Origin of the sequence: Bacillus sp. EU63 (assembly GCF_038592915.1) — a bacterium.
Taxonomy (GTDB): Bacteria; Bacillota; Bacilli; order Bacillales; family Bacillaceae; genus Bacillus; species Bacillus velezensis.
This window is the reverse complement of the sequence record NZ_CP151944.1, coordinates 3,861,564-3,884,264: the sequence shown is the minus strand read 5'-3', so window position 1 is coordinate 3,884,264 and position 22,701 is coordinate 3,861,564. Positions and strand designations below refer to the sequence as shown.

The window sequence follows — 22,701 nt, the reverse complement described above, 5'->3', positions numbered from 1 at the left end:
AGTACGGAGTTCGGCGGAGCGGGGCAAAAAAGCCCTCCAGCCGGACTCCCTTCATATCGAAAACGCGGATGGGAGAGGCTGACATGAAACTTTGCTTTAATGAAGCGACTACGCTGGAGAATTCAAACCTGAAACAGGATTTAGAACTGTGCGAAAAGCACGGCTATGATTATATTGAAATCCGCACAATGGATAAGCTGCCGGAATACTTAAAAGACCATTCACTGGCCGATCTGGCGGAATATTTTCGAACCCATCACATTAAACCGCTTGCCCTGAACGCACTGGTTTTCTTCAACAACCGTGATGAGAAGGGCTATAGGGAGATCATTTCGGAATTCAAAAGCATGATGGAAACCTGCAGAACGCTCGGCGTGAAATATGTGGTGGCCGTGCCGCTTGTGACAGAGCGGAAAATCTTGAAAGAAGAGATCAAAAAGAGCAGCATAGAGGTGCTGACTGAGCTTTCGGACATCGCGGAGCCGTACGGCGTAAACATTGCCCTTGAATTTGTCGGCCACCCGCAATGTACGGTCAATACATTTGAACAGGCGTATGACATCGTGAACGCTGTCGGCCGCGATAATGTCGGACTGGTGTTTGACAGCTTCCATTTCCACGCGATGGGCTCCAATATTGAGAGTTTGAAGCAGGCGGACGGAAAGAAAATTTTCATCTATCATATCGACGATACAGAGGACTTCCCGATCGGCTTTTTAACGGATGAAGACCGCGTCTGGCCTGGACAGGGTGCGATTGACTTAGACGCCCATCTGTCAGCGTTAAAAGAAATCGGATTCAATGATGTTGTCTCCGTAGAGCTGTTCAGACCTGAATATTATAAGCTGACTGCGGAGGAAACGATCAAAACGGCAAAGGAAACAACGGAAGCCGTCGTATCAAAATACTTCATGAAGGAGGCGTGAACATGGCTTTTGTCACCATGAAACATCTTCTTGCAGAAGCGAAACGGGAGCATTATGCAGTCGGCCAATTTAATATCAACGGCCTCCAATGGACGAAGGCGATTCTGCAAGCCGCGCAAAAGGAGCAATCGCCGGTCATCGCCGCGGCTTCCGATCGTCTGGTCGACTATTTAGGCGGATTTAAAACGATTTCCGCCATGGTCGGCGCGTTAATGGAAGAAATGGCGATTACCGTTCCCGTCGTGCTCCATCTTGATCACGGAAGCAGTGCGGAACGCTGCAGACAGGCCATTGACGCCGGATTCAGCTCAGTGATGATTGACGGCTCCCATCATCCGATTGATGAGAACATCGCGATGACAAAAGAAGTCGCCGATTATGCCGCTAAGCACGGCGTGTCAGTAGAAGCAGAAGTCGGCACGGTCGGCGGCATGGAAGACGGGCTGGTCGGCGGAGTCCGCTATGCCGATGTCGCCGAATGTGAGCGGATCGTCAAAGAAACCAATATCGACGCGCTGGCCGCCGCCCTCGGCTCCGTCCACGGCAAATATCAGGGCGAGCCGAATCTCGGATTTAAGGAAATGGAGGAAATCTCCCGCATGACTGATATTCCTCTCGTTCTTCACGGAGCATCCGGGATTCCGCAGGATCAGGTCAAAAAAGCCATCACGCTCGGCCACGCGAAAATCAATATCAACACGGAATGTATGGTAGCCTGGACAGACGAAACACGCCGCATGTTTCAGGAAAACGGCGATCTGTACGAACCGCGCGGCTACATGACACCCGGCATTGAAGCCGTGGAAGAGACGGTGCGAAGCAAAATGAGAGAGTTCGGATCAGCCGGTAAAGCCGTAAAACAGCAGGTCGGCTGATGAAAACGGAAACCGCCAAGATGGCGGTTTTTTTGTGCGGTGTTGCGTCCGTACGCCCGAAACGATTATGATGATGGCAGCAGCGTAAGAAACGGGAGTGGTTCAGTTTGAATAAAATCATGATTGTGGAAGATAGTGAAGACATTCGCGGACTATTGCAGAATTACCTTGAAAAATACGGATATCAAACCGTGGCCGCCGCGGATTTCACGGCTGTTCTTGATGTTTTTTTGCGGGAAAAGCCTGATGTGGTGCTGCTTGATATCAACCTGCCGTCTTATGACGGCTATTATTGGTGCCGCCAGATCCGCCAGCATTCTACAAGCCCGATCATTTTTATCTCAGCCAGAAGCGGGGAAATGGATCAGGTGATGGCGATTGAAAACGGCGGAGATGATTATATCGAAAAACCGTTTTCTTATGATATTGTGCTGGCGAAAATCAAAAGCCAGATCCGCAGGGCATACGGAGAGTACGCCGCCAAGCAGGGAGAGAAAGTGGTTGAATATGCCGGTGTGCAGCTATTTGTGGAACGGTTTGAACTGCGCTTTCAGGACGAAAAAAGCGAGCTTTCTAAGAAAGAAAGCAAGCTTTTGGAAGTGCTGCTGGAGCGGGGAGAAAAGGTGACGAGTCGGGACCGTCTCATGGAAAAGACGTGGGACACCGACGTTTTCGTCGATGATAATACGCTTAACGTGTATATCACGCGGCTCAGAAAAAAACTGCGGGAGCTGAATGCGCCTGTTTCCATTGAATCGGTGCGGGGCGAAGGCTACCAGCTGAGGGCGCTGTCATGAAGCTGTTTCTCCGGTCTCATGCCGTGCTGATTCTGCTTTTTCTCCTTCAAGGGCTGTTTGTCTTCTTTTATTACTGGTTTGCGGGTCTTCATTCTTTTTCCCACCTGTTTTACATATTGGGCGTGCAGCTTCTTATTTTGGCGGGGTATCTTGCCTATCGCTGGTACAAAGACCGCGGTGTGTATCATTGGCTCAGCTCGGAGCAGGAAGGGACGGACATCCCGTATCTCGGTTCTTCAGTGTTCTGTTCAGAGCTGTATGAAAAGCAGATGGAGCTGACCCGGCTGCAGCACCAGAAGCTCTACGAGACCGAAGCCAAGCTCGACGCGCGGGTGACGTATATGAATCAATGGGTGCACCAAGTAAAAACGCCGCTGTCGGTCATTAATTTAATCATTCAGGAAGAGGATGAGCCCGTCTTTGAACAAATCAAAAAAGAGGTCCGGCAGATTGAATTCGGGCTGGAGACGCTCCTTTATTCATCAAGGCTTGACCTGTTTGAGCGGGATTTTAAAGTCGAAGCGGTTTCCTTATCAGAGCTTCTCCAATCGGTCATTCAAAGCTATAAACGATTTTTTATTCAATACCGCGTCTATCCGAAAATGGATATTCGCGATGATCATCAGATTTACACCGATGCCAAATGGCTCAAATTTGCGATCGGCCAAGTCGTCACAAATGCGGTCAAATATTCGGCAGGCAAGAGTGACAGACTGGAGCTGAATGTCTTCCGCGATGAAGACAGGACGATGCTTGAAGTCAAAGATTACGGTGTCGGCATTCCCTCGCAAGATATCAAGCGGGTGTTTGACCCTTATTACACCGGCGAAAACGGGCGGCGTTTCCAAGAATCTACGGGAATCGGCCTCCATCTCGTCAAAGAAATTACGGGCAAGCTCAATCATACGGTGGACATCAGCTCGTCCCCCGGTGAAGGGACATCGGTCCGATTTTCATTTCTTACAAAAATGTAAGACTGCGTTAAGAAAACAACATAGCTCATTCTGTTTCCCCTTGATAACATGGATTTATGTCAAGGGGATTTTTTATGCTGAATGCCCCGGCACTACATGAAAGCAGCCCAGATCAACAAGAATAAAACCATAAGGAGGATTCTCATGGCGAATATGCTTGAAGTCAAACATATAAATAAAACCTATAAAGGACAAGTATCCTATCAAGCTTTAAAACAAATTTCATTTTCAATAGAAGAAGGCGGGTTCACGGCGGTGATGGGACCGTCCGGCTCCGGAAAAACAACACTTTTGAATATCATTTCAACGATCGACCGGCCGGATTCAGGCGATATCCTGATTCACGGAGAAAACCCGCACCGGCTGAAGCGGACAAAGCTCGCTCATTTCCGCCGCAAGCAGCTCGGATTTGTGTTTCAGGATTTCAACCTTCTGGACACGCTGACAATCGGTGAAAATATCATGCTGCCGTTAACGCTTGAAAAAGAAGCGCCGTCTGTCATGGAAGAAAAACTGCACGGCATCGCAAAAAAGCTCGGAATCGAAGACCTGCTCAATAAACGGACGTTTGAAGTATCCGGCGGACAGCGCCAGCGGGCCGCCATCGCAAGAGCGGTCATTCATAAGCCGTCACTTATTCTGGCTGATGAACCGACGGGAAACCTTGATTCCAAAGCGTCAAAAGATGTCATGGAAACGATGCAGAGCCTGAATCAGGATGATCATGTCACGGCTTTGATGGTGACCCACGATCCGGTTGCGGCAAGCTACTGCCGCCGCGTCATCTTTATAAAAGACGGCGAACTGTTTAATGAGATTTACCGCGGGGAAAACCGCCAAGTCTTTTATGAGCAGATTCTTGATGTGCTGTCTATGCTGGGGGGAAACGCAAATGACCTTTCTTCAGTTCGCTTATAAAAACGTCACGAGAAACAAAAGGGCCTATCTTGCATTCTTCTTGAGCAGCGCCTTTTCCGTTTTGATTTTCTTTACCTTTGCGATGTTCCTGTTTCATCCGGCACTAAAGGAAGGCTACCTGAATAACATCGCCAAAAAAGGCTTAACCGCCGCGGAATGGATGATCTTTGTTTTTTCTTTCATATTTGTTCTGTATTCGGTTAACGCATTTTTGAAATCGAGAAATAAAGAATTCGGTATTCTGCTGATGCAGGGTATTACGCCGGTGCAGCTGAGAAAGCTCATTACGGCGGAAAACATGATCATCGGCGTCATGTCGATCGCAGCCGGGATTATCGGAGGCTTCATTTTTTCGAAAACGTTCTTTACGGTCGGCGCTTATATTTTAGAAATGGACGCGCTGCCTCTGTACATGCCTTGGAAAGCGCTTGGCATTACGGCCGGCGGATTTCTGCTCTTATTTTTCCTTTTATCGCAGTTCACGATCCTTTTTGTCAGATCAAATACGGTGATCAAATTAATAAAGGGCACTGACAAGATCAAGCCGGAGCCGAAGCCGTCCGTGCTTCTGTCCTTATTCGGCATCGCCTGCCTGTGCGGCGGGTACGGCATGGTTCTGAAAGGCAATGTCCACGGGACCGAGCCGTTCATCATTTTACTGCTTACCGTCATCGGCACGTATTTCTTTTTCAGCCAAAGCAGCATCTGGATTCTGCGCGCGCTGAAGAAGTGGAAAACCTTTTATCTGCGCGGGAAAAATGTTATTTGGGTTTCTGACCTTGTCTATCGTTTAAAAGACAATGCCCGCCTGTTCTTTATCGTCAGTATTATTTCCGCGGTTGCCTTTACGGCGACGGGCGTGCTCGCGATGTACAAATCGACCGTCGGGGCGGAAGAGTCCCCCTATGAGATGGAGTATGTATCTTTCAGCAATAATTCAAAAGAAAAGACTCATTTGAAAGATATTGACCATGAACTGAAAACACACGGCTTTACGTATAAGAAAGACAAAATAAATGTTTCCTATGTCCGCTATCAGGAAGGAGATACTGTTCCGCCTGTTTACATGATCAGCAAATCGGATGTATCAAAATACTTCCATGTCAAGCTGAACGGGCTGAAACATAATGAGGCTGTCTATTTCCCGGGCACGTATGACCGCAATTTCAAAAACGACGCGCCGGATCAGCTGAAGCTGCTGAACCAAAAAGGCAAGCCGTCTGACCAAAAACTGACGGTAAAAGAAGTCAAAAAACCGCTGATTTCACTGAATGCCATCATCGCGGTGAACGATCAAACCTTTGATCAGCTGAAATCACTCGGTGAGAAAGCGTCATTATACGGCTACAGCTATGATCATTGGAAAGACAGTCTTGGGATCAGCCAATCCTTGAAAAATGAGATTTACGGCAACTATATCGACGTGCATTCTGATTTTATGGCAAAAGCCGGGACGTACTATGATACGGTGCAGCTGCCGAGCCTGAGTTTATTCATCGGCCTGTTTATCGCGATCGTTTTCTTTGTCGCGGCAGCGAGTTTCTTATATTTCAGGCTGTTCACCGATTTAGATGAGGACCGGGAGCGCTACCGTTCATTGGCCAAAATCGGTCTGAGCGAGCGTGAAATGGCACAAAGCGTGACGATACAATTGGCGATTCTCTTTTTCTTTCCTTTCGTCATTGCCGTCATCCATACGCTGTTTGCTTTGAGAACATTGGCGGTGGAAGGCTATTCCGATGTAGCGGGGCCGCTCAGTCTGACCATCGGAGGGTTTTTCATCTTTCAGCTTCTGTTCTTCCTCGCGGTGCGGACAAGCTATTTGAAAAAAATGAACAAGTAAGGGGAGTGCACAGATGAAAAAAGCATTGGCAATCCTGGCCGTCTTGGCGGCCGCTGCCGTCATATACGGACTTCTCTTTTTTCATAATGATGTTACAGACAGATTTAATCCGTTTATTCACCAGCAAGATGTTTATGTACAGATTGATCGAGATGGCAAACATCTTAGCCCGGGCGGTACTGAGTATACATTAGACGGATATAACGCATCCGGGAAAAAAGAAGAAGTGACCTTTTTCGCCGGGAAAGACCTTCGGAAGAACGCGTATTTGAAGGTGAAGGCGAAAGGAAAGTATGTCGAGACCTGGGAAGAAGTCAGATTTGAAGATATGCCGGGCTCCGTACAGTCAAAATTAAAGTGAACATGAAAAACGGCACAGTGTCATGACTGTGCCGCTTTTTTTATTTTTTATTTTCTTCAGCCCGTTTGATCAGCATGTCGGTGATGATATCCATCTGTTTGCTGACGGCAATCGGGTCATACGGATAGAAGGTGTTGAAATCGTTGATAAAGACACGGTTGTTCTTTACGGCATCGAGATTTTTCCAAACGGATGACTCTTTCAGACGCTCAAATGTTTTGCTTTCTCCATTCGGATTGTAATCGGTAATGAACATATAATCAGCCGCATATTGAGGGATGACCTCTTGGGAAACCTGTTTCATGGCGCCCGTTTTCATGATGTCTTTTTCGATTTTGGCCGGTGCTTTCAATCCGAGCGCGTTATAAACGGCTTGGCCGCCGCGGCCGGAATTGTCATTGAAAATCCAGATTTCGCCTTTATCTGTCGTTTCATAAAGGCCGACTGTCTCGTCTTTGCCGATCACGTTTTTGAGGCGCTTTTGATCGGCTTCTGCCTTTTTGTTGAAGTCTGCCATAAAGCTTTTGGCTTTATCCTTCGCCCCGGCAATGTCACCGAATAGGCTGACCGTATCTTTCGTATTCTTTGCGGTGTTAAAAGGAATGACAATCGTCGGTGCGATTTTCGATAGTTTCTCGTATTGGTCATCCTTCATCAGCACGATTAAATCAGGCTTCAGCTGCATCACTTTCTCCACATTGACGGGATTGCCGATGTCCGTGGTGTTTTTCAGCTGTTTTTTGATAAACGGATTTTTGAAAGCCCATGAGCCCGCCCCGACGACATTTGCGTCAACGGACAGCAGCTCACCCGCATAAAAGTCAGTGACGATCCGTTTCGGATGTGCGGGTATGTCAATATTTCCTTTTGTTGATTCATATGTACGCATGTCTGTCTTTCCTTTGCCTGATGCCGATCCGTTGTTTTCCTTCGCGCCGCTGCAAGCGCTTAATGCGAAAACAAGCAGAAGTGCCAGGCCGATCAGCCATGATTGTTTCTTCATAATGATCCCCCTATTTCGGTGATAATGATTATCATTATTAATATAGCAGGAAGACGTCATTCCGTCTATGTTTTTTATAGAAAACCTTCCTTGATTATCCATGTTATAGTAGTAAAGGAGGAGGAATGAATGTTGATTACGAAAAGAGGGACTTGGTGGGAAGTGCTGCACAGCTGGTGGCTGCTGCTGACTTTCGCGCCGTTTGCGCTGACCGCTTTCTTGGCCTTTTTCTATATCGGCTACCGGGCCAAGAACAAAAAATGGCTGAAATACGGACTTATCTATTTTATTATTTTAGCAATTGCTTTTGTGCTGCCGAGCACGCCGGGCGTGTATATCGTGCTGCCTTTATGGGTCATCTCCATCATCCACGGGCTGAAAGTGCGGGCGGCTTATTTGATACAGCTTGATGTGTTTAAACAAAACGTCGAAGCAAGAGCGTTTGAAGCGGTAAGGCATGAGGCGGAAGCAAAATTCGGCGGAAAACCCGCTCATCGCATTGATCTGACAAAACAGAGATAAAAACAAATGACAAAGCCGGTATCTCGCGCTTTGTCATTTGCATGACCGGCCTATTGCTGGTATGAATGCTGCTGAAACGGTGTGTGATGCTGTGTTTGCGGGAATGAAGAAACATTAGCGTTTGTCATCGGTGCAGGCATGTGTCCGCTTACTTCCTGCTGAAGCTGATTGCACACATTCACGATTTGCTGGCATTTCTGAATGGCCGCTTCATGCCCCTGCAGCGCTTGCTGAATGGTATGAACGGCATGCTGTTCATGGTTAAGCATCTGCTGAAGCATTTGAATGTTTTGCTGTTCCTGCTGGAGCATTTGCTTGTACTGCTGACTGCTTTGCTGCGTCTGCTGAATAAGCTGCTGTGCTGTTTGGCGGCATTGCTGCAGCTGATTTCCGCTGTATTGGTTTTGATACATCATGAAGACCTCCTGGAGTGATTGATTTTACACATTTATCATGTGAAAGAATAGGAGAGGCATTCATGCAAGAAAAGGATTCAAATATTTACCTGTTATGTACAGAGCGGAATACAAGGCTCGGGATGGCCTGTCGAGCTTTGTATTCCGGCCCTTTTTCTCAGAAGCCGCCTTCTGTAGCGTGAAAAGGAATATTGAGTCTGTTTTCGACTGCGCGCAGGCGCTGATTCAAACGGTTTAAGCGGCGGGTATGGATTTCAATGGACTGGCTCAGCCGTCTGATCTGCTCATTCATACGCGTGATTTCCCGGTTTTGGCGCTGGTCTTCTTGTGAGAGGCGGGTGAGCTCTCTCGTTTGCTGGGCGTTTTGTCTTTCAAGCTGGGCGACTCTCCGTTCTAAAGCCGTCGGCTGCCGCTCTTCAGACTGAGGGGGCGCATAATAATAGCTTTCCTGCTGCTGATACGGCTCATACTCAACGCGGTTCACTTCGTATTCCTGCTGCTGAGGGAAATAGGCAGGCGGGGTGTAGTACTGATATGGGTTCATTCATCATTCTCCTTATCTAGTGAAGTCTTTATACACTATGTAGTCAATTGCACAGTGCCACGGCATCTGCCTAAGTTACAGGCGTAAAAAAGCTTCAAAGGAAGGTGATCATGTTGCGGAACATACGGATTTTCATCATGACGGTTCTTGTTTTCGGATGCGTCATGATAACAGGCTGCTCGCAAAAGAAAGCAGACGATACCCCTTTTTATTACGGGACATGGGATGCAGGGCTGAAACCGGGCCCGATGGACGGGGTCAGATCTGAAACCGTCACGTTTACGAAAGACAGCGTGCTGACAAAGCAGGTCATTCAGGGCCGCGGCGAGGTTGCCATGCCCTCAGATGTGTACAAGGTGATCTCACAAAACACGGACGGGACGATCGAGATTGAATACCTCGGACATCCGCATCCCGTCAAAAGCACGTTGAAAAGAGGAAAAAACGGTACGCTCATTTGGAAGATATACGGAGAAACAAAAACAATGACAAGAATAAAAACCGGCGGGGAGGATGCACATGAGAAATAAGGCTGCCGACAGACTCGTTTTGACGGGTGTCATCGTACATATCATTCAATGGTTTTCACTGTTATGGTTATTTTTTATGCTTTTTGATCAGTTCGGGCGTTTTACCATTTACAATCCCAATGTCGTCAACAGCAGCATGCAGTCTTTTTCATTCTTTGATATGATGCGCGCTCTTCTGTTTTCCGGCACGCTGCGGAATACGCTTCTGCTGTTTCTGTTTGCGGCAATGCTCATTTACTTGTGGGTGAACGCTCTGTTTATCCTGCTGGAAATCGTTTCTTATATCATGATCAGGCGGAACAGCCGTTCATTATGGGCATACTTTCCCGCAGCGATGGGAATAAAGCTTGCCCTTCTGGACATAGCGGCCGTCCCTTTCTTTGCGGCGGGGCTGATGCTCTTGAAGCAGAAAACAGACGACGGCGGCGAACAAGCTGACAAGGGGAAAAGACGGCCCCGCATCCGGAGGCAGGCCCGGTATACGAAGAGAAGGCGGAGAAACTTGTCCGTTTGATTTTTCATTGAAACGAAAAAACGATATGATGAAAGCATAAGAAGAAAAGGATACAAAGGAGATGCAGGATGTACAAGTTAATCGCAATAGATATGGACGGAACACTACTAAACGATCATCATGAAGTGACGGCTGAAGTCCGCGGGGCGCTTGATGCCGCCAAAGCGGAAGGGGTCAATATCGTCCTGTGCACGGGCCGGCCGATCGGCGGCGTGCGTCGGTATTTGGAAGAGCTGAACTTACAGGAAGAAGGCGACTTTGTGATTGCCTATAACGGCGCACTCGTCCAAAATACGTATACAAACGGTGTCGTGGCCGAGCAGTCATTAGGCTTTGAGGATTTGAAGTCGCTTTACGAGCTGAGCTTACAGCTGGATACTCCGATGCATTACTTTGACACAGCCAATCTGTACACGCCGAACCGGGATATCAGTGAATACACGGTATACGAATCATACATTACGAAAGTGCCGCTTCATTTCCGCACGATCGATGAAGTGCCGAAGGATATTCTGATTCCGAAAGTCATGTTCATTGACGATCCGGACAAGCTGGAGAAAGCGATCGCTTCCATTCCGGAATCATTCAAAGAAACATACACAATGGTCAAAAGTGCGCCATTCTTCCATGAGATTCTTCACCCGAAAGTCAGTAAAGGAAACGCGGTTAAGCTGCTGGCCGAAAAACTCGGCATTGAACAGAAAGACGTCATGGCAATCGGCGATAACGGCAACGACATGTCCATGATTCAGTGGGCCGGCTGCGGTGTGGCAATGGCCAATGCCATCCCGGAAGTAAGGGAGATTGCCGATTTTGAAACGAAATCAAATAACGAACACGGCGTGGCGCATGTGATTCAGGAGCTTGTGCTGAAAAAATAGGCACCCCATCAGAGGGTGCTTTTTTGAAAAAATTTTAAATCCTAATTAGAAATATTGTAGTAACATTAACCGAGAGGATAGTTAAAATATTAAAGTCAATTTAAGAAGTTATGATGATTAAACTCTTTAAAATTTGAAATAACTCTTCTTAGCTCAGTATTTTTAATCAATAGAATCCCCTATGATGTCTTTTTTGTTAAGGAATATAATGGAGGTAATCACACAAATAAAAATAATTATTATTTGTATCAACAAGGTGATCATAATAGAGGTAAAAGCATTTTGATGAAATAGGGGCTGTCTTAAAACCATACTAAGATTTCCTATAAAAACAAAGGAGTCTCTGAAAATAGACAGCACGTACCATGCAGTTATGATCAAAAAGGCATAAACTGGTTTCATCATTATTGATAGTGTTGTGAAGAGAAAAACTGCACAGAGTACACTTGAAAAATTCAACAAAATGATGAACCATGTTAATTGTAAATAAGGCATCTTTAAATCTGAAAAACTGAGTGTATGCAAAGCATATTCTGTATAATTTGTTGACTGGATCCCAAATAAAGAGCATAGAAAAAGTGTTGATAAAAACATTAGAGAGCAGTAAATCAACGTTATAATAAAAGTACAAGTATATTTACTGATGATAAGTAAATATACTTTGCGCATTCTAATTCTAGTAAATGAGCTGAAATTGATAATGTCTGTTCTTGCCCATGTATTCATAATAAAAATTAAGCTTAGTTGAATAAACAACCATAAAAAAGGGAATTTAAAAGAGTGTTGCTTCACAAGATCAATGGGTATACCTCCAATCCCAATTAGTAACGCATCTAAATACGAATAATAAGTATTTTGATCATATGATTTTAACAGAAGTACTGGGTACAACAAAAAAAACAACGTGACAATTAGCAAAATAATGAAGTTGTTTTTGATATGTTGAAAGCCAGTTTGCAGATCTCTTTTTATTAGTAAGATATAATCTTTCATCGAATTTCACTTCCATAAAGCCTTATTTGTAAACTGGGATTTTGAACAAATTTATAGTCATACCATCCCTAGAATTAATATTTAGTTGTAATGGTACAGTTTTATTCATATCATTATAGGTGAATTTAGCTTCACCTTTGATTGTTGTATAAGGAGGGATGGAATAAACCCTTTTTTTTGTGCGATTATCAATAAAGTCGATACTTTGCGTCATATCTTCCCCACGCATCAACCGATAAAATTCTGGATGGAATGTAGCATCTTTATTAGTGTCATTTTTAATAGTGAAAGGTATGGAAAATTTTGTTATTTTGTTCAGCATGTCATCTTCCACTACTTCAGTTTTTGCTTTACCGAATGCTTGTGTAAGGCCTAAGGCTTTTATTGGTGTATCAAGTTTAGTATTAACAATAGATAATTTGTAACCAGCATAGTTTTTATTAGTAGCACGGTATTGATAAATGCTATATGCAGTAACGAGAATCAAACAAATTAATACTAAAGCTAAATATAGTTTTTTCTTCATTAATTCACATTCCTCTCAGACTCCCGGATAATACGTCCACAATCAATATCAAAAATTTTATCTGATACTGCATTAAGTGTTTCAGAGTCGTGACTAGCAACTAATATGGTTTTTCCTTCAGCCTTTAATTTAAATAAAAGTTTTTCAACAACTTTTACAGCTTCCCGATCTAAAGCGTTTGTCGGTTCATCCAGCATTATAATTTGTTGATCTTCCATAATAGCTTGAGCAATTCCAAGGCGTTGCTTCATACCTAAGGAATACTTTTTATATTTTTTTTTATCATCAGGATTTAAGCCGACACTTTCAATAGCTTTCTTTATGTCATTATCGGAAATTTTTGATTGAATTTTTGAAAGTAGCTTTAAATTCTTAAAGCCGGTGTAATCAGGCACAAAACCAGGATACTCAATTAAAACGCCAATATTGTTAGGGAAATTTCCTTGCTTTGTCATATTAATTCCGTTTATTAAGATTTGCCCTTTAGTAGGGCGCATCAATCCCGATAGTACACGCAACAGCATAGTTTTACCAGATCCATTCCGTCCTTGAAATCCGTAAATTTTCCCTTGGTCTAATTCAAAAGAAATACTATCTAGTACCGTATTTCTTTTGAATGTTTTTACAATATCTTTAGCTTCTATGATTACTTTCGACATTTTTCGTCCTCCATTATTAGTTCTTCTTAACGTTGTTCTCGTCAATTTTCCCATTAGAATAATCTTTTTTGACCATTTGTACATATATTATAGAAAATAAAAGTAGTGTTCCGCCTGTAAACAGAAAGACTGTGGTCTCAAAAGATTCTGGTACTAACCATTGGTCTAAATTCAAAGATAAGTGATCATGTAAAATTGAAAATTCATAAAAGTTGCTCATCATACGATCCATAATAATTAAAGACATTACAGCGATAAAACTATATATGTAATTTGATAAAAACAAATATATAGCACTAACTGCAGCAGAAAAGAAAAAGAACACGAGCGTACTCGTAATAAAATAACGAGTAATCATCCATATCCCTGAAAAAGATGAGAGGTCTATTTGATCTCCATATCTTATATAAGGCGTTCCTGCTGTTGTGTCCCAATAATGTACAAAATTTCCGCACCAAATCCCACTAATAATGTAGCCGGAAAATAATAATAATAGTGTAAAACATAAGGAAATACCAAACAATCGAGCAATTAATGCTAAAAAAAGTTCTGAACGTGATCTATATCTAATGATACGAAATAGCGAAAAAAATGGTAAAACACCAATAGACACAAATAAAAGAAAAAGTGGACTGAGAGGAAAAGTAAATGTATATATTGAGAAAAATTGATCCATTGCGTCTGCGATACTAATCGTACCTTTTAGATCTTCAAGTCGTGCACTCTTAATTAAGAAAAGAATAGTCAGTATAAATAAGCAAAACCAACCCGATATCTTCCACTTATCCGAGCATAAATCAGTTATTAAGTTTTTCCATTCCCTAATCACGAACATATTTGCGAACTCCTAGTAGAAAAATTATTAAGCTTAAAAGCATCACTCCTATTAACTGGAAGCACATTGCAGACCAACTTGCTCCATTGGGTGCTTGTTGTTGTAAAAAACTAGAGGCTTGCATTTGATCTTGTCCTAACGTTGTGAATACAGTATTAAGAATAAACTGAAGTACGAATGGAGATAAAACAACAATAAACATATTGTGAAATAGCATACTTATACTCAGTGCAAAACTAGCCCAAACCCCGGAAAACAAACCAGTCAATAATATATAGAACAAAATGTGTAATAATGGGTGACTATAATAAAAATCAGGGAAAAATGTATAACCTGTTACTAATGGCATTTCATTATTGATAACACGATCAGGCGGAATATTAGGAAACTTCATGAAAGACAAATAAAGATTAAAAATTAGAGGCAGCGTTCCAGTAATAAAAGCTGCGGCAAAATTCAATCCAAATAAAGCCTTGAAGTATAAACTTGCTTTTTTCCTTATAAATAAAAAAGGTGTATAGCCAGTACGTTGATCACTTGCGAATAAATCTGCTAATGGAAGAGATACTATTACAGGTAAAAGGAACAGAAACAAGGTAGGGTAGTCTGAAATTCCACCAATCCCCATCCACTTGGTATAAGGTGTAAATGCTATTCCGCCATCTTTTTCAATTGATTCTTCTAAAAAAAGTTCATCTGTATAAAAATAAGCAACAGAACAAAATAAGCCGATTAAAATTGCGATATAAAATGACTTTCTATGTAATAGTCGGCGTAAAATTAGTTCTCCCATAAAATCCTCCTCTAAACAAGTAAATAGGTACTGAAATATCAGTACCTAAGAATTTATCAATAATCTGCGCTCCAATATCCATTAGAATGGCCGTTTCCGTCTTTTTTAGCAGCAATTGAAGCGATTACTGTTCCAGATCCTTTGTTATCTTCAAGGGCATAATTCGTCATTAATACTACGCCCTTTTTTCTTACTGTATAATTATGACCATGGGAAACATCATGCCCGTTTGCTTTAACCCAAGATGTATATGAAATATTTATATCCTTTACTTTTTGATAGACAGCGCTCGTAGTATATTTTTCAAGCTTACCAGTCTCATCGTATGGATTTCCTTTTAAAAACCCAAAATGATAACTTTTTGACGAACCTAATGTTGAAATTGCAAAAGCTTTGTTAATACCTACTAAAGTAAAGGTAAGCCCTATAATAAGAGTGAAAATAAAAAACTTTTTTTTCATGCTCTAACAGTTCCCTTCTGAATCACGTTTTATTACGAATATTTATCGTAGTCAGGACTCCATACTCCGTTAGAGTGCCCATTTCCATTTTTTTTAGCTGCAATAGAAGTGCTTACGGTTTCCGCCCACCAACTTCTATAATCTTCAACTGCATAGTTTGTCATTAATACTACGCCCTTTTTTCGTACTGTATAATTATGACCGTGGGAAGCATCATGCCCTTTGGCTTTAACCCAAGATGTATAAGCAATATTAACATCTTTTACATCTTGAAATACATAAGTTGTTCGGTATTTGTCACGTTCAGTCGTCTCATCATAAGGGTTTCCCTTCAAGAACCCAAAATGAAATTTAGTGTCTTTAAAGTTTCCATCTGGTGGGCTGGCCGCTAATAATTTGGCAGTACCTAAAGAAGTAAAACTAACCCCCAAAAGAAGCATAAATACAATTATTTTTTTTTCACCTAAGTCACCTCTATATTTTTTTTATATTAAAAATCTTGTCTGCCACACCGTAACAGTCATGATTTTCATTCAACCAAATAAACCGAAGAGAAACAACTGCTGATTTTCCTTTGAAAGATGGTAATTTGATTTGAAAATCCGCATCAGGTCCAGGATTTTTGTAAGTTTGTTTCCATGTAATTTCTTTCCCGTTTTCTCCACTTATCTTTCCAAGTATGTAATTTGGTGTAGGATGTTTTAATTCCTTAACCATTTCAATCTTATTATGTTTTGGGAGAGGGACAATATCTGTCTTTTTTCCTTTAAGTATTTTTTTAATATCAGCATCATTCTTCTCTACTTGTTTACTGTAAAAAGGACCATTCTTAAAATCAGATGACCAAAATATTTTTTTGAAATAAATATTTTTCGATTCAGAGTCTAACCAAAAGTCATTATTTTCGCTCTTAGGGTCTTTAGAGGTATCTGTTATTACAACTATTGGTTCTGATACCGAATCTGTAACCATCTTGACTTCATTATTTTTACCACAAGCAGAAATTATTAAGAGGGATGCTGTAAAAAATAGTGTAAGGATTATTTTCTTCACTAAAGAACACTTCCTCTTATTTAATCGAAAAATCTTCAATAAACTAATAATAAATATATTATTTTTACATGTAAACTAGTTTTTTCTATTTTTTTGAGTATTTATTCATATAGTTAATATAAAACATAGATCGCGAGATAAGTTGAAAAGCAAAGGACGACAGTCTTTCAAATGCGGTATACTTCAGGTATATATAAAATTAAAGTCGTTACCAGGAATATGAAAGTTTCTTAACGGGAGATTAAATTTCTATATTGGTTTAAATGAATAATCAAATTTTTATTCATATTCATTTTTAGAAAAATACCCTCTAAATTGAGCATGTTTTATTAATGAGTCTTAAATATCACCTTTGAAGTGGATTAACCCTCCGATAATGGAGCGTATACATTACTTTAATGTTAAAATAAATTGAAGTACTGTGATAATGAATAAATAATATTGATTCAAAACTGGAGGCGCGATATGGATCGTGAAAAACAGCAGCTCAGCATAGAAGCGGCAAAACTATATTATCAATCAGATTACAGCCAGCAGCAGATCGCCGAACGGCTTGATCTGTCACGCCCCACCGTTTCAAGGCTGCTTCAGTACGCAAAGGAAAAAGGGTATGTTCAAATTCGCGTCATGGACCCGTTTGAGGATCTGGACGAACTCGGCGCGAAGCTGGAAGAAAAATACGGGCTGCTTGAGGCGCACGTCGTCTTTTCTCCAAGCGACGATTACCAGGCCATTACACATTACTTAAGCCGCTATGGCGCAGACTATATGCATAAAACCGTAAAGGACGGCGATATACTCGGCGTAAGCTGGGGGACGACGATGTACCAGATCGCAAGCCGCATGGAGCCGAAGCAGGTAAAGAGCGTTGAAGTTGTGCAGCTGAAAGGCGGCATCAGTCATTCCAATGTCAATACGTATTCGTCAGAAACGATTCAGCTGTTCGCCGAAGCATTTCAGACCATGCCGAGGTATTTGCCGCTGCCGGTTATATTTGACAGCGCCGATGTGAAACAGATGGTCGAGCGGGACAGACATATTAAGCGGATCATTGAAATGGGCAGACAAGCCAATATCGCCCTGTTTACGGTCGGAACTGTCCGGGATGAGGCGCTGCTTTTCAGACTCGGCTATTTCCGGGAAGAAGAGAAACAATTGCTGAAAGCGCACGGGGTCGGCGATATTTGTTCGCGCTTTTTTGACGAGGAAGGCAGGATTTGCAGCAGCAGCATTAACGGCCGGACGATCGGAGTCGAGCTCAGCGACTTGAAAATGAAAGAGCGTTCGATTCTGGTGGCGGGCGGCAGCAGAAAATGCAAGGCCATTCACGGTGCCCTCAAAGGAAAGTACGCCAACGTTTTGATTACCGATCAGCATACGGCCAAAAAACTCATTCAAGAATTGTGACAATTCATGAACATAATTTCAATTACCAATTTACATATGTTCAAAATTCGGTTATTCTAAACGTATCCTAGGAAAAAGGAAGTGCATACAATGTCAATTGCAAGTCAAATAGACCATACTGCTTTGAAACCGCATACACAAAAAGCGGATATTTTACAACTGATAAAAGAAGCAAAAGAATATAAATTCGCTTCCGTTTGTGTAAACCCGACTTGGGTCAAACTCGCAGCGGAGGAACTGAAGGGCACGGGAGTTGACGTTTGCACCGTTATCGGATTTCCTCTCGGCGCAACGACATCGGAAACAAAAGCATTTGAAACGAAGGATGCCATCTCAAAAGGAGCCACTGAGGTTGACATGGTCATCAATATCGGCGCATTAAAAGACGGCGATGATGGAGCGGTTGAAGCTGATATCCGCGCGGTAGTTGAAGCAGCTGATAAAAAAGCGCTCGTCAAAGTGATCATCGAAACATGCCTTTTGACAGATGAAGAAAAAGAGCGCGCGTGCCGCTTAGCGGTATCAGCAGGCGCCGATTTCGTCAAAACGTCTACCGGTTTTTCTACAGGCGGGGCAACGGCTGAAGATATCGCTCTTATGAGAAAAACAGTCGGACCGGACATCGGGGTCAAAGCATCAGGCGGCATCAGAACAAAAGCTGATGTTGACAGCATGATCGCTGCGGGCGCGAGCCGGATCGGCGCAAGTGCGGGCGTCTCTATCGTGAGCGGCGGAGACAGCGGCAGCAGCGACTATTAATCAGCAGTGCGGAAGCTGAAAGCTTCCGCCATCCTCTTTCTTTGTTGATGCATAAAAAATTGTAAGCGAATACAAATAAAAGGAGAACACATATGAAGTATCTCATCGGAATTATCGGAATCATTGTGTTTTTAGGTCTTGCCTGGCTTGCCAGCAACGGCAAAAAAAGAATCAGAATCCGGCCGATCGCCGTCATGCTCGTGCTGCAGCTGATTCTCGGTTATATTCTCCTCAACACCGGTATCGGGAATTTTCTTGTCGGCGGTTTTGCAAAAGGATTTAACTACTTGCTGGAATATGCATCAGAAGGGATTAACTTTGTATTCGGCGGGCTTGTGAATGCGAAACAGACGACGTTCTTCATGAGCGTGCTTCTGCCGATCGTCTTTATATCCGCTTTAATCGGAATTCTGCAGCATTGGAAGGTCCTTCCCTTCATCACGAAGTATATCGGTCTTGCGTTAAGCAAGGTGAACGGAATGGGGAAAATCGAATCTTACAACGCTGTTGCATCCGCGATTTTAGGGCAATCAGAAGTCTTTATCAGTTTGAAAAAACAGCTCGGTTATCTTACTGAACAGCGCTTATATACGCTTTGCGCGTCCGCAATGTCGACGGTCTCAATGTCGATCGTCGGTTCTTACATGATGATGTTGAAGCCTGAATACGTCGTGACAGCGCTTGTGCTGAACTTATTCGGCGGATTTATCATCGCTTCTATCATCAACCCGTACACCGTCAGCAAAGAAGAGGATTTGATCGTCGTTCCTAAAGAAGAAAAGCAATCCTTTTTTGAAGTGCTCGGTGAGTATATAATGGATGGATTCAGAGTCGCCGTCGTCGTAGCGGCGATGCTGATCGGATTTGTCGCACTCATTGCCCTGATCAACGGCGTTTTTAACGCGGTCTTCGGCATTACATTCCAGGCGCTGCTCGGATATGTATTCGCGCCGTTTGCGTTTTTAACCGGTATTCCGTGGAATGAAGCGGTGAGCGCCGGAAGCATTATGGCGACGAAAATGGTATCGAATGAATTTGTGGCGATGCAGACACTCTCATCCGGCGATTTCCATTTCAGTGCGCATACACAGGCAGTGGTATCTGTATTCCTTGTCTCATTCGCGAATTTCTCCTCTATCGGAATCATTACCGGTGCGGTGAAAGGGCTGCATGAAAAACAAGGAAACGTCGTCGCGCGGTTCGGGCTGAAGCTGCTGTACGGCGCAACACTCGTCAGCTTCTTGACAGCGGCGATCGTCGGATTGATTCACTGAACATAAATGAAGGACAGGTGATAGATCATGAGAATGGTAGATCTTATTGTAAAAAAACAAAATGGAAGAGAACTGACAACAGAAGAAATTCAATTTTTCGTAAAAGGATACACGGACGGAAGCATCCCTGATTATCAGGCAAGCGCACTGGCTATGGCGATTTACTTTCAGGATATGACAGATCAGGAGCGCGCAGATCTGACAATGGCGATGGTGAATTCAGGGGAAACGATTGATCTCTCCGCCATTGAAGGCATTAAGGTCGACAAGCACTCTACGGGCGGGGTCGGCGACACGACAACTCTCGTACTCGCACCGCTCGTCGCGGCGCTCGGCGTTCCCGTTGCTAAAATGTCCGGCCGCGGTCTTGGCCATACGGGGGGGACCATTGATAAGCTGGAAGCGATCGAAGGCTTCCATGTGGAATTGTCAAAAGATGAATTCATCAAGCTTGTGAATCGCGACAAGGTAGCCGTCATCGGACAAAGCGGCAATTTGACGCCTGCCGATAAAAAGCTGTATGCGCTGCGTGATGTAACGGGTACGGTGAACTCCATCCCGCTGATCGCAAGCTCAATTATGAGTAAAAAAATCGCCGCCGGAGCAGATGCCATCGTGCTTGACGTCAAAACGGGGGCCGGCGCGTTTATGAAAACGGATGAAGATGCCGTGAACCTCGCCAAAGCAATGGTCCGCATCGGAAACAACGTCGGCCGCCAGACGATGGCCGTGATTTCTGACATGTCGCAGCCGCTCGGTTTTGCGATCGGGAATGCCCTGGAAGTACAAGAAGCCATTGATACGTTAAGAGGGGAAGGGCCTGAAGACTTAAACGAACTCGTCCTCACGCTCGGCAGCCAAATGGTCGTATTGGCGAAAAAAGCTGAGACATTGGAAGAAGCGAGAACGAAGCTTCAGGAAGTCATGAAAAACGGCAAAGCGCTTGAAAAGTTCAAAGAGTTCCTGAGCAATCAGGGAGGAGACGCTTCTGTTGTTGACGATCCGTCCAAACTTCCGCAGGCGGCGTACAAAATTGACGTTCCGGCGAAAGAAGCGGGTGTCGTTTCAGAAATCGTCGCTGACGAAATCGGCGTCGCAGCGATGCTGTTGGGCGCGGGACGTGCGACAAAAGAGGACGAAATCGATCTTGCCGTCGGCATTATGCTCCGCAAAAAAGTCGGTGACAACGTCGAAAAAGGCGAGCCGCTCGTCACCCTTTACGCCAACCGCGAAAACGTTGACGACGTGACCGCCAAAGTCTATGACAACATCCGCATCTCAGAAAAAGCGGAAGCGCCGAAACTGATTCATACGCTGATTACGGAATAAGAGAAGAAAGGCACATACCTCATCAGTATGTGCCTTTTTTTATGGCATGGTTTTATCCAAATGAATGTCACGGACGGATTGTTTCGGCTGTTTCTTTCTCAAAAAACGAATGAGATAGCACAGGATCATACAAGGAATTCCGCAGAAGAGGGCGATTCTTTGATTAGGATCAAATGCAAGGCCTACGCATGAAGCGAAACATAAGATCACAGCGGCGATCGGAACGAGAGGGTATAACGGTGTGCGGAAGGTCAGATCCGAGACGCGTCCGCCGTTTTTCACATAATGTTTTCGAAATAACAGCTGAGACAGGGCGATGCTCATCCACACCACGACGCCGGCAAATCCGGCTATTGCCACGAGCACCACGTAGACCGTGCCCGGGGCGGCGATGCTTGAGATCAAGGATATGCAGGAAACGGCCATGCTGGCGAGCAGAGCATTCAGCGGAATGCCTTTTGGCGTGACTTTTTTGAACCGGGCGCTGATCATGTTTTCATTCGCAAGAGACCACAGCATCCGGGTGGAAGCGTACAGTCCGGAGTTGGCGACCGAAAGCAAAGCCGTTAAAATCACGAAATTCATGATATCTGCGGCGTATGGGATACCGATTTGGGAAAAGACCGCGACAAACGGGCTTTCAATCACACCAGCTTCCTTCCAGGAGATCAGTCCGGACAGCACAAAAATGGCGCCGATAAAAAAGATGACCGTTCTCCAGGCGACATTTCGGATCGAACGCGGAATATCTTTTGCCGGATTGGCGGTTTCACCCGCTGTAATTCCGATCAGCTCCGTCCCTGAAAAGGCAAAGCTTACGGAAATCATTGCGATGAAAACCGCAAGAAAGCCGTTCGGAAACAGTCCGCCGTGCGAGGTGAAATTCGACAGCATCGGAGCTTCACCCGAACCGTGCAATGAAATCAAACCGAACATCGCGGCGCCGCCTAAGATGATAAATAAAAGGATGGTAACGATTTTGACGCTGGAAAACCAAAACTCTGTTTCTGCAAACAATTTAACGGAGAATGCATTGGCGGCAAAAAGGAGAGCCGCGAAAATCGCGCTCCACATCCAGACGCTGCTGTGGGGAAACCAGCGCTGCATAAGGATACCGGAAGCTGTAAACTCCGATCCTACCGTCACCACCCAATTCACCCAATACATGATACCGACCATAAAGCCCGTGGACGGCCCGATAAACGTTGTCGCATACGTTTGAAATGAACCGGTCACAGGCATGGCTACTGACAATTCTCCGAGACACTGCATGACAAGATACATCATCAAGCCGCCGATCAGGTAAGCGGCGATCGTCCCGCCCGGCCCGGCCTGGCTCAATGTATACCCTGTGCTCAAAAACAGCCCCGTGCCGATGACCCCTCCCAATGAAATCATAAATAAGTGCCTGCTTTTCATCGTGCGCTTTAGCTGATTGCCGCCTTGATCAACATCCATCGTGATCTCCCCCTTTTTGCGTGGCGTGAGAATCTTCCGGCAGCCGAGAG

Annotated in this window: 26 protein-coding genes; 15 read left to right on the top strand and 11 right to left on the bottom strand. The window is 44.1% G+C overall.

The genetic code is table 11. The features are described from left to right. The first annotated feature begins 83 nt into the window (after positions 1-83). From iolI to NYE38_RS19460, 7 genes are all read left to right on the top strand, one after another. Positions 84-926: a 2-keto-myo-inositol isomerase gene (gene iolI, locus NYE38_RS19490; RefSeq protein WP_007407832.1), complete on the top strand. Its 843-nt coding sequence runs from the start codon at positions 84-86 to the stop codon at positions 924-926. 2 nt (positions 927-928) lie between these two features. Then, positions 929-1,801 carry a class II fructose-1,6-bisphosphate aldolase gene (gene fba / locus NYE38_RS19485; RefSeq protein WP_029972982.1) on the top strand — a complete coding sequence of 291 codons (873 nt, stop codon included), beginning with the start codon at positions 929-931 and terminating at the stop codon, positions 1,799-1,801. A gap of 107 nt (positions 1,802-1,908) precedes the next feature. Then, the gene (gene yxdJ / locus NYE38_RS19480; protein WP_021494677.1) at positions 1,909-2,598 is read left to right on the top strand and encodes a two-component system response regulator YxdJ; all 690 of its coding nucleotides are present in this window, start codon (positions 1,909-1,911) and stop codon (positions 2,596-2,598) included. Beyond that, on the top strand, positions 2,595-3,572 hold the full coding sequence (gene yxdK / locus NYE38_RS19475) for a two-component system sensor histidine kinase YxdK (protein ID WP_004393249.1): 978 nt from the start codon (positions 2,595-2,597) through the stop codon (positions 3,570-3,572). The genes yxdJ and yxdK overlap by 4 nt, the downstream gene beginning before the upstream one ends. 144 nt (positions 3,573-3,716) lie before the next feature. Beyond that, the gene (gene yxdL / locus NYE38_RS19470; protein ID WP_004393250.1) at positions 3,717-4,490 is read left to right on the top strand and encodes an ABC transporter ATP-binding protein YxdL; all 774 of its coding nucleotides are present in this window, start codon (positions 3,717-3,719) and stop codon (positions 4,488-4,490) included. After that, a complete protein-coding gene (gene yxdM, locus NYE38_RS19465) occupies positions 4,465-6,333 on the top strand; it encodes an ABC transporter permease YxdM (RefSeq protein WP_340801645.1) in 1,869 nt (622 codons plus the stop codon). The genes yxdL and yxdM overlap by 26 nt, the downstream gene beginning before the upstream one ends. A gap of 13 nt (positions 6,334-6,346) precedes the next feature. Further along, on the top strand, positions 6,347-6,694 hold the full coding sequence (locus tag NYE38_RS19460; protein WP_004393256.1) for a YxeA family protein: 348 nt from the start codon (positions 6,347-6,349) through the stop codon (positions 6,692-6,694). Positions 6,695-6,734: 40 nt separating this feature from the next. On the opposite strand, the gene NYE38_RS19455 is transcribed toward NYE38_RS19460, so the two are convergent. Next, positions 6,735-7,697 (bottom strand): iron-hydroxamate ABC transporter substrate-binding protein, encoded by a 963-nt coding sequence (locus NYE38_RS19455; RefSeq protein WP_004393259.1) that lies wholly within the window; start codon positions 7,695-7,697, stop codon positions 6,735-6,737. 129 nt (positions 7,698-7,826) lie between these two features. On the opposite strand from NYE38_RS19455, the gene NYE38_RS19450 reads away from it, so the two are divergent. Continuing rightward, the gene (locus tag NYE38_RS19450; protein ID WP_007407824.1) at positions 7,827-8,219 is read left to right on the top strand and encodes a hypothetical protein; all 393 of its coding nucleotides are present in this window, start codon (positions 7,827-7,829) and stop codon (positions 8,217-8,219) included. A 50-nt stretch (positions 8,220-8,269) separates the two neighbouring features. Here the strand turns inward: NYE38_RS19450 and NYE38_RS19445 are convergent, their stop codons facing one another. Together NYE38_RS19445 and NYE38_RS19440 are read right to left on the bottom strand one after the other, a co-directional pair. Further along, positions 8,270-8,632, bottom strand: a complete 363-nt coding sequence (locus tag NYE38_RS19445; RefSeq protein WP_017418549.1) for a hypothetical protein — start codon at positions 8,630-8,632, stop codon at positions 8,270-8,272. Positions 8,633-8,792: 160 nt separating this feature from the next. Then, positions 8,793-9,179: a hypothetical protein gene (locus NYE38_RS19440; RefSeq protein WP_014419276.1), complete on the bottom strand. Its 387-nt coding sequence runs from the start codon at positions 9,177-9,179 to the stop codon at positions 8,793-8,795. A gap of 110 nt (positions 9,180-9,289) precedes the next feature. On the opposite strand from NYE38_RS19440, the gene NYE38_RS19435 reads away from it, so the two are divergent. The 3 genes from NYE38_RS19435 to yidA all read left to right on the top strand — a co-directional run bounded on the left by NYE38_RS19435 (position 9,290) and on the right by yidA (position 11,104). After that, positions 9,290-9,709: a DUF3255 family protein gene (locus NYE38_RS19435; RefSeq protein WP_007407821.1), complete on the top strand. Its 420-nt coding sequence runs from the start codon at positions 9,290-9,292 to the stop codon at positions 9,707-9,709. Continuing rightward, the gene (locus tag NYE38_RS19430; RefSeq protein WP_063636552.1) at positions 9,699-10,223 is read left to right on the top strand and encodes a hypothetical protein; all 525 of its coding nucleotides are present in this window, start codon (positions 9,699-9,701) and stop codon (positions 10,221-10,223) included. The genes NYE38_RS19435 and NYE38_RS19430 overlap by 11 nt, the downstream gene beginning before the upstream one ends. Before the next feature lie 68 nt (positions 10,224-10,291). Continuing rightward, positions 10,292-11,104, top strand: a complete 813-nt coding sequence (gene yidA, locus NYE38_RS19425; protein WP_104842974.1) for a sugar-phosphatase — start codon at positions 10,292-10,294, stop codon at positions 11,102-11,104. Between the two features lie 1,015 nt (positions 11,105-12,119). Here the strand turns inward: yidA and NYE38_RS19420 are convergent. The 7 genes from NYE38_RS19420 to NYE38_RS19390 are packed head-to-tail and all read right to left on the bottom strand — an operon-like array spanning position 12,120 to position 16,424. Further along, the gene (locus tag NYE38_RS19420; RefSeq protein ID WP_017418551.1) at positions 12,120-12,623 is read right to left on the bottom strand and encodes a hypothetical protein; all 504 of its coding nucleotides are present in this window, start codon (positions 12,621-12,623) and stop codon (positions 12,120-12,122) included. Beyond that, entirely contained in the window at positions 12,623-13,282 is a 660-nt protein-coding gene (locus tag NYE38_RS19415) for an ATP-binding cassette domain-containing protein (RefSeq protein ID WP_017418552.1), read from the bottom strand. Before NYE38_RS19415 ends, NYE38_RS19420 begins: the two co-directional genes overlap by 1 nt. 16 nt (positions 13,283-13,298) lie before the next feature. Continuing rightward, the gene (locus NYE38_RS19410) at positions 13,299-14,117 is read right to left on the bottom strand and encodes a hypothetical protein (protein ID WP_017418553.1); all 819 of its coding nucleotides are present in this window, start codon (positions 14,115-14,117) and stop codon (positions 13,299-13,301) included. Then, positions 14,104-14,910 carry a hypothetical protein gene (locus tag NYE38_RS19405; protein ID WP_017418554.1) on the bottom strand — a complete coding sequence of 269 codons (807 nt, stop codon included), beginning with the start codon at positions 14,908-14,910 and terminating at the stop codon, positions 14,104-14,106. The genes NYE38_RS19410 and NYE38_RS19405 overlap by 14 nt, the downstream gene beginning before the upstream one ends. Before the next feature lie 56 nt (positions 14,911-14,966). Continuing rightward, entirely contained in the window at positions 14,967-15,371 is a 405-nt protein-coding gene (locus NYE38_RS19400; protein ID WP_017418555.1) for a hypothetical protein, read from the bottom strand. Positions 15,372-15,403: 32 nt separating this feature from the next. Further along, entirely contained in the window at positions 15,404-15,811 is a 408-nt protein-coding gene (locus NYE38_RS19395; RefSeq protein WP_017418556.1) for a hypothetical protein, read from the bottom strand. A 34-nt stretch (positions 15,812-15,845) separates the two neighbouring features. Further along, complete coding sequence (locus NYE38_RS19390; RefSeq protein WP_017418557.1) at positions 15,846-16,424, bottom strand: hypothetical protein; 579 nt, start codon at positions 16,422-16,424, stop codon at positions 15,846-15,848. Positions 16,425-16,889: 465 nt separating this feature from the next. Here NYE38_RS19390 and NYE38_RS19385 point away from each other — a divergent pair, with 465 nt between their 5' ends. The 4 genes from NYE38_RS19385 to NYE38_RS19370 all read left to right on the top strand — a co-directional run bounded on the left by NYE38_RS19385 (position 16,890) and on the right by NYE38_RS19370 (position 21,193). Continuing rightward, complete coding sequence (locus NYE38_RS19385) at positions 16,890-17,831, top strand: sugar-binding transcriptional regulator (protein ID WP_007614813.1); 942 nt, start codon at positions 16,890-16,892, stop codon at positions 17,829-17,831. A gap of 90 nt (positions 17,832-17,921) precedes the next feature. Further along, positions 17,922-18,590, top strand: a complete 669-nt coding sequence (gene deoC, locus NYE38_RS19380) for a deoxyribose-phosphate aldolase (RefSeq protein ID WP_015387489.1) — start codon at positions 17,922-17,924, stop codon at positions 18,588-18,590. A 92-nt stretch (positions 18,591-18,682) separates the two neighbouring features. After that, positions 18,683-19,864: a NupC/NupG family nucleoside CNT transporter gene (locus NYE38_RS19375; RefSeq protein WP_017418558.1), complete on the top strand. Its 1,182-nt coding sequence runs from the start codon at positions 18,683-18,685 to the stop codon at positions 19,862-19,864. Between the two features lie 27 nt (positions 19,865-19,891). Next, positions 19,892-21,193, top strand: a complete 1,302-nt coding sequence (locus NYE38_RS19370; RefSeq protein ID WP_017418559.1) for a pyrimidine-nucleoside phosphorylase — start codon at positions 19,892-19,894, stop codon at positions 21,191-21,193. A 39-nt stretch (positions 21,194-21,232) separates the two neighbouring features. Here the strand turns inward: NYE38_RS19370 and NYE38_RS19365 are convergent, their stop codons facing one another. Then, a complete protein-coding gene (locus NYE38_RS19365; protein WP_007407815.1) occupies positions 21,233-22,651 on the bottom strand; it encodes an amino acid permease in 1,419 nt (472 codons plus the stop codon). Positions 22,652-22,701 lie beyond the last annotated feature (50 nt).